This is a genomic window from Pseudomonas sp. GW822-FHT02G04 (assembly GCF_058802085.1).
The window spans coordinates 152,883-166,921 of record NZ_JBXANU010000006.1 but is presented as its reverse complement, the minus strand read 5'-3'; the positions used below and the strand labels follow the sequence as shown (position 1 = coordinate 166,921).

Below are 14,039 nucleotides of genomic sequence, written 5' to 3'. Positions count from 1 at the left end.
GTCATGAACCTGCATCAGTTCGCCGAAACCCACGAAGTCACCAACCAGCCACCATCGCTGGACGGCACCAACCTCTATCGCATCGACCTGCCTTTGCAGGAGTGGTCGCGGCGGTTCGATGCTGGTTGGGCCGAGTCGCGGATCGACGCTTACGGCGCATTGGCCGGCGGGCCGCTGATGGAGGCCGGGTTTGCGGCCAATCAGAACAAACCGGTGTTCGTCAGCCATGACCGTTACGGCCATCGTATCGACCTGGTGGAATTTCATCCGGCTTATCACCAGTTGATGCGCACGGCGGTGGAGCATGGCCTGACAGGGTTGCCCTGGACCGATCCGCAACCGGGCGCCCATGTGGCCCGCGCATCCATGACGTATCTGCACAGTCAGGCTGAAGCCGGCAGCGGTTGCCCATTGACCATGACCTTCGCCAGCGTCCCGGCGATGCGCCTGCAAGCGGATCTGGCCCGGCAATGGCTGCCGAAAATCCTCGCCACCGAATACGACCCACGCAATGTTGGCATGGCCCACAAGGCCGGGGTCACCATCGGCATGGCGATGACCGAGAAACAGGGCGGCACCGACGTGCGGGCCAACACCACCAAGGCGTATCCGGTAGGTGCCGGAGGGCCGGGCCAGGCGTATGAACTGGTGGGCCACAAGTGGTTCTGCTCGGCGCCAATGTGCGACGCCTTCCTGACCCTGGCCCAGACCGACAAAGGGCTGACCTGCTTCCTGCTGCCGCGTCATCGTCCGGATGACACGCGCAATCAGTTCTACATACAGCGCCTGAAAAACAAACTCGGCAACTGGTCAAACGCCTCCAGCGAGGTGGAGTTTCGTGGCGCCCTGGCCTGGATGGTCGGCGAAGAGGGCCGGGGCGTTCCGACCATCATCGAAATGGTCGCCATGACCCGTTTTGATTGCATGGTCGGTTCCAGTGCGCTGATGCGCCAGGCCCTGACCCAGGCCAGCCATCATTGCGCCCACCGCAAGGTCGGTGGCAAGTTGCTCAGCGAACAACCGTTGATGCAAAACGTGCTGGCCGACCTGGCCCTGGAAAGCGAAGCCGCCCTGGCGTTGAGCCTGCGCATGGGCCGGGCTCTGGATCATCTGGATGACGAGCACGAAGCGAAATTCGCTCGATTGGTGACGGCAGTGGGCAAGTACTGGATCTGCAAACGCGCGCCCGCGATGATCAACGAAGCGGCCGAATGCATGGGCGGCGCCGGTTACGTCGAAGAAAGCATCTTGCCGCGACTGTACCGTGAGGCACCGGTCAACTCGACGTGGGAAGGTTCCGGCAACGTGCAATGCCTCGACGTGCTGCGAGCACTGTCGAAAGAGCCGGGTGTGCTCGATGTGCTGTTCAACGAGTTGGGCGATGGTCATGGCGACAAGCGCCTGGCCGCGCACATCGGCCAGTTGCAGAAGGCGTTCAAGGACACCGACGACATTCAATACCGCGCCCGCCAGCTCACCGAAGACATCGCCTTGGGGCTTCAGGCCAGGCTGTTGCTGGAGGCTGGCAATGCGGCGGTCAGCGATGCGTTTATCGCCAGCCGCCTCGGTTCGGCCGGTCGGGTGTATGGAACATTGCCACGTGGGCTGGATGTGCAAGCGATAGTCGCCCGGTCAACACCGCAGGGCTTCTGAGGGGCGAAAAGATCGCAGCCTTCGGCAGCTCCTACAGGCGTGTGAAGGCTGCGATCTTTTTTCACTGTTCCCGTGAAGCGATGATGCAGGCAAGATGAAGGTCTGCAAGTCAGAACACAGGAAGCTGATCGTGACCGAAGCGTTTATTGTCGTTCAAACCGCCGAGCAAGCCGTTGACCGGCTTGCTGTCTTGCACGAGCGTGCAACCACAGCGCTGAATCAGGCGCTCAAGCGTTATCTCAAGGATCGCGTCGAGCCGGACGCTGAACAGCGTGCCCTGTTTCGTTATCCCGAGTTGCGTCTGACCTACCTCTGCCAGGGCGAAGTCCCACAGACCACTCGCGCCTATGCCAAGGTTCAATTGCCGGGGACCTACAGCGTCACCGTCACTCATCCGGCAGCCTTCCGCAAATACCTGCTGGAACAACTCGTCCCGTTGATGCACGACTTCACCGTGACCGTGGAAGTCGGCGTCAGCCAGCAGAACATTCCTTATCCGTACGTGGTCGAGCAGGGCGATGAACTGGCCGGCTCCGGTGTCACGGCGGCGGTGCTGGCGCGGGTGTTCCCGAGTACCGATCTGTCGGCCGCCACCGATGGCATCGCCGATGGCTTGTACGATTGGGAAAACACCGACCCGCTGCCATTGGCCCTGTTCGATGCCGCGCGGGTGGACTTCTCCCTGCGCCGACTGGTGCACTACACCGGCAGCGACTGGCGGCATGTGCAGCCGTGGATTCTGCTGACCAACTACCACCGCTACGTCGACCAGTTCATCGTTCATGGCCTGGAGCAACTGCGCAAAGACCCGCGTTTTGTGCGCATGGTGTTGCCGGGCAATGTGATTATCGAAAAGGGCATGGACCACGGCGAAGCCTCGGCGATTGCCGCGGGCGTGGTCTGGCATCGTTACCAGATGCCGGCCTATCACCTGATCGCCAGCGACGGCCATGGCGTGACCCTGGTAAACATCGGCGTCGGCCCGTCCAACGCCAAGAACATCACCGACCATTTGGCCGTGCTGCGTCCGCATTGCTGGCTGATGATCGGCCACTGCGGCGGCTTACGTCAGTCACAGACCATTGGCGATTACGTGCTGGCCCACGCTTACATGCGCCGCGACGGGATTCTCGACCGGGTGGTGCCGCCGAACATTCCGATTCCGGCCTTGGCCGAAGTGCAGTTGGCGTTGCAGCAAGCGGCGGCCAACATCACCGGTGAAAAGGGCGACGAACTGAAGAAGCGCCTGCGTACCGGCACCGTGTTGACCTACGACGACCGTAACTGGGAACTGCGCTGGGCGCAGGAACGTCCGCTGATCAACCTGTCCCGCGCCGTGGCGGTGGACATGGAAAGCGGCACGATTGCGGCCCAGGGTTATCGCTTGCGGGTGCCCTACGGCACGCTGCTCTGTGTGTCGGATAAACCGCTGCACAGCGAAATCAAACTGCCGGGTTCGGCCAACGCGTTCTATGAACGCGCGGTCAGCCAGCACTTGAAGATCGGCATCGAGGCGGTGGATCTGTTGCGCACCGAGCTCAACTCGCTGCACTCGCGCAAACTGCGCAGCTTCGACGAGCCGCCGTTCCGCTGATTGTTCTCATGGTCATTTAACGGTCAGGGCACTAGCATTAGCAGCCCTGACCGTTAGATGTTCCTTTGCTCATGTCTCGTCCTCAACGTCCCGACTCTCGCCGCCCAGGCGCGAACAAACCGCAATCAGCCCCGCGCCGTGTCGCCAAAGCGCCGCCGGCCGAGCCGAAGCTGATTCTGTTCAACAAGCCTTTTGATGTACTGACGCAATTCAGCGACGGCGAAGGGCGGGCGACGCTCAAGGACTTTATCGAGATTCCGGGGATTTACCCGGCAGGACGGCTGGACCGTGACAGCGAAGGCTTGCTGTTGCTGACTAACGACGGCCAGCTTCAGGCGCGGATTGCCGACCCGAAACACAAACTGGCCAAGACCTACTGGGTGCAAGTGGAAGGCGAGCCAACCGCTGAGCAGTTGCAGCGTTTGCGCGATGGCGTTGAATTGAACGACGGTATGACCTTGCCGGCCGAAGCGCGACAACTGGATGAGCCGCAACTGTGGCCACGCAACCCGCCGGTGCGCTTTCGCAAAAGCGTGCCCACCAGTTGGCTGGAGTTGGTGATTCGCGAGGGACGCAACCGTCAGGTGCGGCGCATGACCGCGGCGGTCGGCTTGCCGACGTTGCGTCTGGTGCGGGTCAGAATCGGTGACTGGTCGATCGAAGGGCTCGATCAGGGCCAGTGGAAGGAAGTGCCGGCGCGTTTATAGCGTGCCGGATTCGATCAGGCCGATGACCACGCTTTTGATCACGAATGCAGCCACGCCCAACCCCAGCACAAAGAACAGAATGAACGAGCCGAAGCGCCCGGCTTTGGATTTTTTTGCCAGATCCCAGACGATGAAGCCCATGAAAATGATCAGGATGCTGACCAGGCCAGTCATCATCCACTCTTCGAAAACTGCAGGATCCATCGAATATCTCCAGCGCGGGCGGGGCTAAAAAGGCCGGAGGAGTATACGCCAAGGGGGATTGGCGGGGTATTGACCTGCGTCGGATTGTGGCGAGGGAGCTTGCTCCCGTTGGGTTGCGAAGCAGCCCCCAAAGCCAGCCCATGAGTTTTACCTGACACACCGCGTTCTTTGATTTTATGACCGCTGCGCGGCCGAACGGGGGCAAGCCCCCTCGCCACATAGGCATTCTCAGCTGCGCAGATGGGTTAACGGCAACTCGGTGCTGTTAAGCACCTGGTTCAACACAAAACTCGACCGTACACTCGTCACCCCTTCAATTCGGGTCAAATGCCCCAGCAACAGCTTCTGATAGTGATCCATGTCCGGCACCACCACCTTGAGCTGGTAATCCGCATCCATCCCCGTCACCAGGCTACATTCCAGCACTTGCGGTAACGTGCGAATGGCGGCTTCGAAGTTCTCGAAACGCTCGGGAGTATGGCGGTCCATGCCGATCAGCACGTAGGCAGTCAGGCTCAGGCCGAGCATCTTGCGGTCCAGCAAGGCGACCTGGCGTGAGATGTAGCCGTCGTCTTCCAGTTGCTTGACCCGCCGCGAGCAAGGCGAAGGTGAGAGGCCGATGCGTTCGGCCAGCTCCTGATTGGAGATGCGCGCGTCGCGCTGTAATTCCGCCAAAATACTCAGGTCGTATCGGTCGAGTTTGCTCATCAATCAGGCCTTTGTCATAACTATTGCGGCAGATTATCTATCCTGAGTTAAAAATTGCGCAAGTGATGTTTATTTGAGCAATCTTCGCAATCCTCTGCCGGCGCTCCGGGCCTATTCTTATCACCAGAATCACTGCTCGGACAAACAGTCCAGTGCGGCTCGCCCAATCAGGCCAGCTGCGGTCGCCACCCCCACCGGGGATGCGTCGGCCCCCGAGCTACACACTGTCCAGAAGACGGCGTGAGGTGAGCCGACGTCATAAGCGTCGAGCACGGACGAAGTTCTCAAAGGGAGGCCGACGGGTCTCCCTTTTTTCTTGCCCGCAATTTGGCATGCCCTTAATAAAGAGCCGCTCAATAAATAAGTGGAGGACTGATAACCTGTTGCAGAACCGGCCTGTTCTTTCCCAGTCTTACGTATAGGCCCTAACCCGCAGTGAGGAAAAGCATGAAATCGCGCATCTGGCGTTTGGCCGGTGTTGGTTTGCTGTGTGTGAGTGTCACTGCACAATCGCTTGCCGATGAGCCGCAGAACCGCGGCCCCGATGGCGGGCAACATGGGCCTGATCATCGTGGCAATGACCAGGGGCAGGGCCATGGCGGCAGCAATCAGCCTCGCCCGCAGAACAACGAAATCATTCGTGGCGACAACAGCCGCAAGTTCGAGCTCCACGACCAGAATCAGGGCGGCCAGTGGCAGAACCGCGCGCCGCACGAGTCCAACAATCAGGGCGGCCAGTGGCAGAACCGTGCGCCGCACGAGTCCAGCGTTCAAGGCGGCCAGTGGCAGAACCGTCCACTGCACGACTCCAACGTTCAGGAGCGAGCGCCGCAACAGCCGAGTAACAATCTGCCAATCCAGAGTCGGCCCGACACCGTGCGCCAGACCCAGGAACCGCGGCGTGGCTACTATCAGGACGAGCGGTGGCGTAACAATTACAACCAGCCGTGGCAGACCGGGGGGCGGGAGCCGCGTCACGATGACCGTCGCTGGCCCGGTCGCCCGGATGGGCACGGCAATGGCTGGGGCCCCGGCCCGCAGTATCGTCCGGGGTATGTGATCGACCGCTTCCCGGAGGAGCGCCACTTCCGTGTGCCGTATCGTGGCCAGGATTATTTCTATTCCGGTGGCTACTGGTATCGCCCGCAAGGCCCGCGTTATGTGGTGGTTCAGCCGCCTCGCGGGATTCGTGTCAGCTACTTGCCCGATTACACCCGCGAAGTGTGGATCGGCGGCGCGCTGTTGTTCCTGGCAGCCGGCGCGTATTACGCCTACCAGGAGAGCACTCAGGATTACGTCGTGGTCGAACCTCCTGTGCAGCCGCAACCGGTCGGCAATGGTTACGATGTGGTGGCATACCCGGCCAACGGCCAGTCGCCGGAGGACGTCAGCCGAGACGGTTATGAATGTTATCGCTGGGCCGTGCAACAGAGCGGTTTCGATCCGCGTGCCGTCACCTACCAACCGGATCCGTCGGTGGTGCAAGCTTACCGACAGGCCCAAGGCAACTGCCTGAGCAGTCGCGGTTATCAGGTGAGTTACTGAGCCCTGGCAGCCTTTACCACTTCCTGCGGGTCGGCGTGCACCAGCACTTCGGCTCGCGGGTAGGCGGCGTGAATCGCATCGGCGGCTTGATCGCTGATGCTGTGGGCGACTGACAGGGTCAAGTCCCCCGGCAATTCCAGATGCAATTGCACGAACCACTGGTTACCGGAAATCCGCGTGCGCAAGTCGTGGGCGCCCAAAACCCCCGGTACGCTGCAGGCCAGTTCGAGCATGTGCTGGCTGACATCAGTCGGTAACTCTTCATCCATCAGCACTGCAAAACTTTCCCGGGCGATCTGAATTGCGCTCCAGAGGATGTAAGCAGCGATCCCCAGACCGAACCAAGGGTCGACTTGCTGCCAGCCAAATCCGGCCAGCACCAGCGCCACGAGAATGCCGCCGTTGAGCAGCAGGTCCGAGCGGTAATGCAAGGAGTCGGCGCTCACCGCGTTGGAACCGGTAGCCTTGATTACCCGATGCTGCAACATCAGCAGGGCCACGGTCAGGACGAGGGAAAACACAATCACCCCGATGCTGAGCCACGCTGCGCCTATCGGTTCCGGATGTTTCAACCGTTCGATCGCCTGCAAGGCAATCAGCACTGCACTGCCGCCAATGAACAGCGCCTGAGCCATGCCCGCCAATGATTCGGCCTTGCCGTGCCCATAACGATGATCGTTGTCGGCCGGGCGCAAGGCGTAATGCACGGCCAGCAGATTGAGCAGCGAGCTGACGCCGTCGAGTGCCGAGTCGGTCAACCCGGCGAGCATGCTCACCGAGCCGCTCAGCCACCAGGCGATGGCTTTGGCGATGATCAATATGCACGCGACCGCCACCGAGGCGCGCGTCGCCAGCCGCAGCAGGCGGGCGTGGTCGGTAGGGGTAGTCATCAGTGCTGTCATTCCTTTAAGTGCACCTTATGCGGCCGGTTGCAGGCCGAACATGGCCAGTTGCTGGGCGCTGCCCTTGTGCTGGATCAGGCGTGGATCGTCCAGCGGAAAGCTGCGGCCCAGTTCACTTTCCAGAATAGTCTGCAACTTGTGGTTATCGACCTTGCCGTCGGCGCCGATGGCTTCCTTGAGTTTTTCCGGGGCCACCTGAGCGGTCCGGCCGGGCTCGAAGTAAATGGCACCCGTGGCGAAGTCCACCGCAAAGGCAATCAGGCCGGGGATGATGTAGAACAGCAGGCCCACGGCATCCAGCGCAGCGATGGCCGGGTCGATCTTGCCGTCGATCTGGCCGCGACGATCCGGGTAGAAAATCGAACCGCAGGCGGTCACCTGGGTCAGCAAGGACGCGATCAATACACCGCCGATCAAGCGAAAGGGAGCACGCATTTGAAATCTCCTGGGTTATCTGGAAACGAAGCATCGTCGATATGAATTAGGACCGCGCTGAACGCCGTTATACTCGCGGCTCTGTTTGGGAGCCAGCATGATTTCTTTGCCAATTGATGAAGTTTTACCCGCCCTGCGTGAAGCCCTCGCTACACGCCACGAAGCTGTGCTCGAAGCACCGCCCGGCGCCGGTAAAACCACCCGTGTGCCGTTGGCCTTGCTCGATGAGCCATGGCTGGCCGGGCAGACCATTCTGATGCTCGAACCGCGCCGGTTGGCGGCGCGGGCGGCGGCAGAGCGGTTGGCCAGTGAATTGGGCGAGAAGGTCGGCGAAACCGTTGGCTATCGCATTCGTCTCGACAGCAAGGTCGGCCCCACTACCCGCATCGAAGTGGTCACCGAAGGCATCCTCACCCGACGCTTGCAGGATGACCCGGCGCTGGAAGGCGTGGGCTTGCTGATTTTCGATGAGTTTCATGAGCGTAGTCTTGATGCCGACCTGGCCTTGGCCCTGAGCCTGAATGGCCGGGAACTGTTCCGCGACGATCAACCGCTGAAAATTCTCTTGATGTCGGCGACTCTGGAAGGCGAACGCCTGGCCGGGTTGCTGGATGACGCACCAATCCTGCGCAGTGAAGGGCGCATGTACCCGGTGGCAATGCGCTGGGGCCGGCCGTTTCAGCCCGGTGAGTTCATCGAGCCAAAGGTGGTGCAGACCATCCTCGACGCGCTGAACGATGAAACCGGCAGCCTGCTGGTGTTCCTGCCGGGGCAGGCGGAAATTCGGCGGGTGCATCAACAATTGGCCGATGCGCTGGGCGAGGGCTCGCCGGTGTTGCTGTGCCCGTTGCACGGCGAGCTGGACCTGGCGGCGCAGCGTGCAGCGATTGATCCGGCGCCTGCGGGCAAGCGCAAAGTGGTGCTGGCCACCAACATCGCCGAAACCAGCCTGACCATCGACGGTGTACGCGTGGTGATCGATGCCGGGCTGGCGCGCGTGCCGCGTTTCGACCCCGGCAGCGGCATGACCCGCCTCGACACTCAACGCATTTCCAAAGCCAGTGCCACGCAGCGCGCGGGCCGGGCCGGGCGTTTGGAGCCTGGCGTGTGTTATCGCTTGTGGTCGCAGGATCAGCATGAACAACTGGCGGCTTACGCCAGTGCTGAAATTCTCTCGGCGGACCTTGCCGGGCTGGCCTTGCAACTCGGTCGTTGGGGCGTGACACCGGGGCAGTTGGTTTGGCTGGATGTTCCTCCGGCAGCGGCTTATGCACAGGCCCAGGATCTGCTTGAGCGCTTGGGCGCGCTGGAGGGCGAAGCACTGACCCGTCACGGTCAGGCCATGGCCGAACTGCCGGCGCATCCACGAATCGCGCATTTGCTGTTGCGTGGCCAGGCGCTCGGCCTGGCTGACATGGCCTGTGATGTTGCGGCACTGCTCTGCGAGCGCGATATCTTGCGTGGTGCTGGCGCAGACCTGCACAGCCGACTGGTGCTGTTATCCGGTGAAGAGCGGGCCGCTCGCGGTGCGCAGGGTGGTGTTCAACGGGCCCGGCAACTGGCGCGGCAGTATCGCGGTTATCTGCGGGGTAAAGCGTCGGAGCCGGTCAGTGATCCCGAACATCCGCGCTGGCTCGGTGCGTTGCTGGCGTTGGCTTATCCCGACCGGGTCGCCCAACAGCGGCGGGCCGGTGGCGCTGAATATCGCTTGGCCAACGGTCGTGCGGCATTGTTCGCCGAGGCGGACAGCCTGATGAAGCAACCGTGGCTGGTGATCGCCGATCTGGGCAGTCGTCAGGGCCAGCGTGAAGAACGGATTTATCTGGCGACGGATTTTGATCCAGCGCTGTTTGATTCGGTGCTGGCCGAACAGGTGCGCTGCGTCGATCAACTGGATTGGGATGAGCGCGAAGGTGTGCTGCGGGCCGAGCGTCAGCGTAAGGTCGGTGAATTGATCCTCAGCCGCGAACCGTTGACCGGGCTCGATGAGACCGCACGCAGTCAGGCGTTGGTGAATCTGGTGCGGCGCAAAGGTCTGGAGCTGTTGCCCTGGACGCCAGAGCTGCGTCAGTGGCAGGCGCGGGTGGCGCTGTTGCGGCAGCTGGATCTCGGCAGTAAGGAGCAGAGTGAATGGCCGGATGTCAGCGATGCTGCATTGCTCAAAAGCCTTGAGCATTGGCTGATGCCGTATCTAGGCAAAGTCTCGCGACTCAGTCACTTCGCCAACCTGGACTTGTCGAGCATCGTTCATAACCTGCTGCCATGGCCATTACCGCAACGGTTGGATGAGTTGGCGCCGCATCATTTGAGTGTGCCGTCGGGCTCTTCGATTCGTCTGGATTACAGCGAGCAGCCGCCGATTCTGGCGGTGCGTTTGCAGGAGTTGTTCGGCCTGGCCGAGACCCCGCGCATTGCTGGTGGCCGGCAAGTGGTGAAACTGCATCTTTTATCCCCGGCGCGGCGGCCGGTGCAGGTGACTCAGGATTTGGCGAACTTCTGGCGCAGTACGTATGCCGAGGTGAAGAAGGATTTGAAGGGGCGGTATCCGAAGCATTACTGGCCGGATGATCCGCTGGTGGCCGAGGCGACGGCGCGGATCAAGCCCCGTAAGTAGCGCCGGGACTTTTGTGGCGAGGGAGCTTGCTCCCGTTGGGCTGCAAAGCAGCCCCAAATGCTGTCACATCATTTTTTCAGGTGCGTGGCGTCAATCGGTTTACGACTGCTACGCAGCCGAGCGGGAGCAAGCTCCCTCGCCACAGGTGTTTTAAGGCGCAGCCGGCAACAGAAACCGCGCAATCACCGGCAAGTGATCGGAAATGCGCAGCGTATCGTCCTGCCGCACCCGTGCTTCGACCCGTTTGATATGCGGGCTGTAAAACAGGTAGTCGACGGTCCGGTCCGGCCCGTTCAAGCCGGGATCGTTCGGGTAATGGGTCAACCATTGCGCCCGGTCGATACCGCTGGCTTCGTTGTTGGTGGGGATCATCGGGTATTTGTCCCACAACACATGCAGAGCGCTGTCGGCGGAGTAGGGCGTGCGTTGCTCGGCGGGCAGGCGTCGATACTGGCCCAGCGGTAACAGATTGAAATCACCACCGATCAACCACGGCGTGCCGCGGCTTTCGTATTTGTCGAGTACCTTGGCCACGGCGGTCACCTGGGTTTGCAAGGTATCGTCGAGCTGGGTGGCGCGGTCCAGATGGGTGTTGAGCACAGCCATCTGGCCACCGTCGTTCAATGGCAGGTACGTGACCAGCAAGGCGTCTTTCGGCTTGAACTGACGGCTGATGAGATTGGCCGGCGCGACCGGCAATTGCAGGCGTTCGGCGTGTTCGATCCGGTAGCGGCTCAGGGTCGCCAATTGCCGGCCAACGCTGCCGAAGATGTGCGGTTCAGGCACGAAGTCGGCTTTCCAGTCGAAGGCTTGAGCGGAGCACGGATACAGGTCGGTGACCCGATCCTGAAGCAATTTGAACTGGTTCTGGTAGTCGCTGGCCTTGGCGCCGTCATCGAGTTCCTGCAACAGCACGATGTCCGGTTGCTCGTCGCGAATCACCCGCGCCACTTCGTCGAGGCTGAAGGCCATGTCTTCAGGCGTAGGGCTCTCGTCGTTTCCTGCGGCCAGGTCGTTCCAGAACACATAGCGCTTGCCGGCCAGGTACTGGACGTTCCAGGTCATCACCTTCAGCGCCTGGCCGGGCACCAGCGTCGGCGCCTGGGCGTTGCAACTGACCGGCAGCGCTTCCTTGGCGTCGGGGCGCCAGGTCAGGCTGTAGATCAGCATTGCAATCAGGCTGATGGCGATCAGCAGGCCCAGCAGGGTGTAGCGCAGTAGACGGGGCATGGCTCGGCTTATCGCGTTACAAAGATGACCCCGAGCATAACCGAGAGCCGCGCCAAAGCCCAAGGGTAGAGCGGTCAGAGCCGCTCGTCAGATTTCTCGGGCGCATCGGCGATCAGCATGAACAAGCGGAACAGCACCACGCTGGTAAACAGTTGCAGGAAGCTGTGGGCACTGTCGATCAGCAGCGAGATCACCGGGTTCTGCGGGTCAGGGTAAACCGCCAGTGTCGCTCCCTTGAGCACCCACAGCGGGCCCATCACACAGAGAATGCACACCAGAATGCGGATGAAATGCCCGCGGGTCAGGCGCATGCTTTCCTTCATCGCCGCCAGCGGAGCCAGGCCGCGCAATACCAGCAGGTACTCGCCGAACGCCAGCGTCACCATCAACCAGATGCCCGGCAGGAAATACAGCGACAGGCCGACCAGGATCAGCAGGGTATTAAGGGCGGTCAGCACGGCGAAGCGCGGCCACAGGGTCGCGGCGCTCGCCAGCAGGTCGCGGGTACGCGGCGATTCGCCGCGGCTGCGGGCATCGAGGAACAGGATCAGCGCGGCGGTGTACAGCGGATATACCAGCAAGCCGACAATCACACTGATGCCGGCGAAACTGTCCGGCCCGGTGGAGTGGTCGACCACTTGTTGCAGCAGCGCCTCGACAATCACCAGCGGCAGGCACAGCTGCACGATCTGGCCCAGATTGCGCTTGAAGAAATACAGAGAGTCACGCAGTACATCGAACGAATTCATCAGTCGGTATCGCAGGTTGAAAGCAGTGCCTCACTTTAACCGATCAAACCCTTCGGGGCACAAACGTAAACGTTCGGTAAAGGTCATTGAAACATCCTGTATCAGCCCCATTACTGGTGAGCACCTTATCCACTGTGGGTGAGGGCAACGATATTCCCGGCAATCTACGAGGTCGCCATGAACAGCGAAGAACAAACCCTGATCGATGGACTGTTTTCCCGGCTGCAACAGGCCGAAACGGACTCAGCCCCGCGCGATGCCCAGGCCGAAGCGCGGATCAAGGAGCACCTGACTCGCCAACCTGCGGCGGGCTATTTCATGACCCAGGCGATTCTGGTGCAAGAGGCAGCCATCAAGAGCCTCGACGAACAGAACAAGCAACTCACCCAGCAAGTGCAGCAATTGCAGGCCGAACTGCAACAGGCCAAGGCGCAGACAGCGGCGCCGGCGTCGAGCGGCGGCTTTTTGTCGAGCATCTTCGGCGGCGCTTCTCGTGATCCGCAGCCTGCGCCGACGCAAAGCGCAGCTCCATCGAATGGCGGCTGGCGTGAACCAGGACGGCCGTCGTTCAACTCGCAGCCGCAGCAAAACTTCGGTGCACCGCCTGCTCAGCAGAATTTCGGAGCGCCACCTCAGCAGAATTACGCACCGCAACAGCCTGTCGGCAGCGGTTTCCTCGGCGGTGCGTTGAAAACGGCAGCGGGCGTGGCCGGTGGCGTGATGCTGGCGCAAGGCATCAGCAGCCTGTTCCATCACAATCAGCAGCCGGAAGTGGTTGAAGTCATCAAGGAAGAACCGGCCCAGGTCAACAATCAGAGTGACAGTGGCAATGGCTGGGGCGACGATCAGCGCGTGGCTGACAACTCCAGCGATCAGGGCGGTTTCACCGACGCGAATTACGACGATGACGGTTCATCGTTCTTCGGCGGCGATGACGACGACTCCTTCATCTGATTCACCTGTGGCGAGGGAGCTTGCTCCCGCTGGACTGCGTAGCAGGCCCTTGGGTTTTAAAGCAAGGGGGCCGCTTCGCACCCCAGCGGGACGGTGCGGCGTTCCGACAAGCTCCCTCGCCACACGGCCGATTATTCGCGGAACAATCCTTCTGGCTGGCATACTGGGCGACTTTTCGGGCCTGGAGCCTGATCCAGCCCGCGCGCCTGTGCGCCAAGACCCCGCGCGCCAACGCGCTGAGAGGATGTACGGTGAAAAAAATCGCAGTGTTCGCCGATGTCCAGAACCTCTACTACACCGTGCGTCAGGCCTATGGTTGCCACTTCAACTACGCCGCCTTGTGGGCTGACGTCAGCAAACAGGGGCAGATCGTCGAGGCCTATGCCTATGCGATCGATCGTGGCGACAGCAAACAGCAGCAGTTCCAGCAGATCCTGCGTAACCTCGGCTTCATCGTGAAGCTCAAGCCCTATATCCAGCGCAGCGACGGTTCGGCCAAAGGCGACTGGGACGTGGGCATTACCCTCGACATCATGGACGCCGCCGACCATGTCGACGAAGTGGTGCTGGCCTCCGGCGACGGTGATTTCGACATGCTGCTGGAACGCATCATCGCCAAGCACGGCGTGCAAGCGGTGGCCTATGGCGTGCCGGGCCTGACGGCCAACTCGCTGATCCGCGCCGCCAGTCGTTACGTGCCGATCGAAGGCGCGTTGCTGCTCAAGAATTGATTTTTACGGAGTT

13 protein-coding genes are annotated in these 14,039 nt (G+C 61.3%); 7 read left to right on the top strand and 6 right to left on the bottom strand.

Features of this window, described 5'->3' with window-relative positions; all coding sequences use genetic code 11:
- Positions 1-3 precede the first annotated feature (3 nt).
- The 3 genes from AC1RO5_RS10885 to AC1RO5_RS10875 all read left to right on the top strand — a co-directional run bounded on the left by AC1RO5_RS10885 (position 4) and on the right by AC1RO5_RS10875 (position 3,954).
- On the top strand, positions 4-1,653 hold the full coding sequence (locus tag AC1RO5_RS10885) for an acyl-CoA dehydrogenase family protein (RefSeq protein ID WP_493174875.1): 1,650 nt from the start codon (positions 4-6) through the stop codon (positions 1,651-1,653).
- A 94-nt stretch (positions 1,654-1,747) separates the two neighbouring features.
- Positions 1,748-3,247, top strand: coding sequence for an AMP nucleosidase (gene amn / locus AC1RO5_RS10880; RefSeq protein WP_018925774.1), 1,500 nt, complete (start codon positions 1,748-1,750; stop codon positions 3,245-3,247).
- A 71-nt stretch (positions 3,248-3,318) separates the two neighbouring features.
- Positions 3,319-3,954 (top strand): pseudouridine synthase, encoded by a 636-nt coding sequence (locus AC1RO5_RS10875; RefSeq protein ID WP_493174874.1) that lies wholly within the window; start codon positions 3,319-3,321, stop codon positions 3,952-3,954.
- Here AC1RO5_RS10875 and AC1RO5_RS10870 read toward each other — a convergent pair.
- Together AC1RO5_RS10870 and AC1RO5_RS10865 are read right to left on the bottom strand one after the other, a co-directional pair.
- Positions 3,949-4,158 (bottom strand): DUF2788 domain-containing protein, encoded by a 210-nt coding sequence (locus AC1RO5_RS10870; protein WP_007937369.1) that lies wholly within the window; start codon positions 4,156-4,158, stop codon positions 3,949-3,951. The two genes, AC1RO5_RS10875 and AC1RO5_RS10870, sit on opposite strands and share 6 nt — an antisense overlap.
- Positions 4,159-4,386: 228 nt before the next feature.
- Positions 4,387-4,866: an Lrp/AsnC family transcriptional regulator gene (locus tag AC1RO5_RS10865; protein ID WP_007937367.1), complete on the bottom strand. Its 480-nt coding sequence runs from the start codon at positions 4,864-4,866 to the stop codon at positions 4,387-4,389.
- Between the two features lie 447 nt (positions 4,867-5,313).
- On the opposite strand from AC1RO5_RS10865, the gene AC1RO5_RS10860 reads away from it, so the two are divergent.
- The gene (locus AC1RO5_RS10860) at positions 5,314-6,411 is read left to right on the top strand and encodes a DUF6515 family protein (RefSeq protein WP_493174873.1); all 1,098 of its coding nucleotides are present in this window, start codon (positions 5,314-5,316) and stop codon (positions 6,409-6,411) included.
- Here AC1RO5_RS10860 and AC1RO5_RS10855 read toward each other — a convergent pair.
- A complete protein-coding gene (locus tag AC1RO5_RS10855) occupies positions 6,405-7,301 on the bottom strand; it encodes a cation diffusion facilitator family transporter (RefSeq protein WP_493174872.1) in 897 nt (298 codons plus the stop codon). The two genes, AC1RO5_RS10860 and AC1RO5_RS10855, sit on opposite strands and share 7 nt — an antisense overlap.
- Before the next feature lie 27 nt (positions 7,302-7,328).
- Positions 7,329-7,748, bottom strand: a complete 420-nt coding sequence (locus AC1RO5_RS10850; RefSeq protein ID WP_007937354.1) for a hypothetical protein — start codon at positions 7,746-7,748, stop codon at positions 7,329-7,331.
- A 97-nt stretch (positions 7,749-7,845) separates the two neighbouring features.
- Here AC1RO5_RS10850 and hrpB point away from each other — a divergent pair, with 97 nt between their 5' ends.
- Entirely contained in the window at positions 7,846-10,362 is a 2,517-nt protein-coding gene (gene hrpB, locus AC1RO5_RS10845; RefSeq protein WP_493174871.1) for an ATP-dependent helicase HrpB, read from the top strand.
- Positions 10,363-10,512: 150 nt separating this feature from the next.
- Here hrpB and AC1RO5_RS10840 read toward each other — a convergent pair whose 3' ends face one another.
- Both AC1RO5_RS10840 and AC1RO5_RS10835 read right to left on the bottom strand, forming a co-directional pair.
- Complete coding sequence (locus tag AC1RO5_RS10840) at positions 10,513-11,592, bottom strand: endonuclease/exonuclease/phosphatase family protein (protein WP_493174870.1); 1,080 nt, start codon at positions 11,590-11,592, stop codon at positions 10,513-10,515.
- 74 nt (positions 11,593-11,666) lie between these two features.
- The gene (locus tag AC1RO5_RS10835) at positions 11,667-12,341 is read right to left on the bottom strand and encodes a YciC family protein (protein WP_493174869.1); all 675 of its coding nucleotides are present in this window, start codon (positions 12,339-12,341) and stop codon (positions 11,667-11,669) included.
- Positions 12,342-12,518: 177 nt separating this feature from the next.
- Here AC1RO5_RS10835 and AC1RO5_RS10830 point away from each other — a divergent pair, with 177 nt between their 5' ends.
- Both AC1RO5_RS10830 and AC1RO5_RS10825 read left to right on the top strand, forming a co-directional pair.
- Complete coding sequence (locus AC1RO5_RS10830) at positions 12,519-13,295, top strand: DUF2076 domain-containing protein (protein ID WP_493174868.1); 777 nt, start codon at positions 12,519-12,521, stop codon at positions 13,293-13,295.
- 251 nt (positions 13,296-13,546) lie between these two features.
- Positions 13,547-14,026, top strand: a complete 480-nt coding sequence (locus AC1RO5_RS10825) for a LabA-like NYN domain-containing protein (RefSeq protein ID WP_007895393.1) — start codon at positions 13,547-13,549, stop codon at positions 14,024-14,026.
- Positions 14,027-14,039 lie beyond the last annotated feature (13 nt).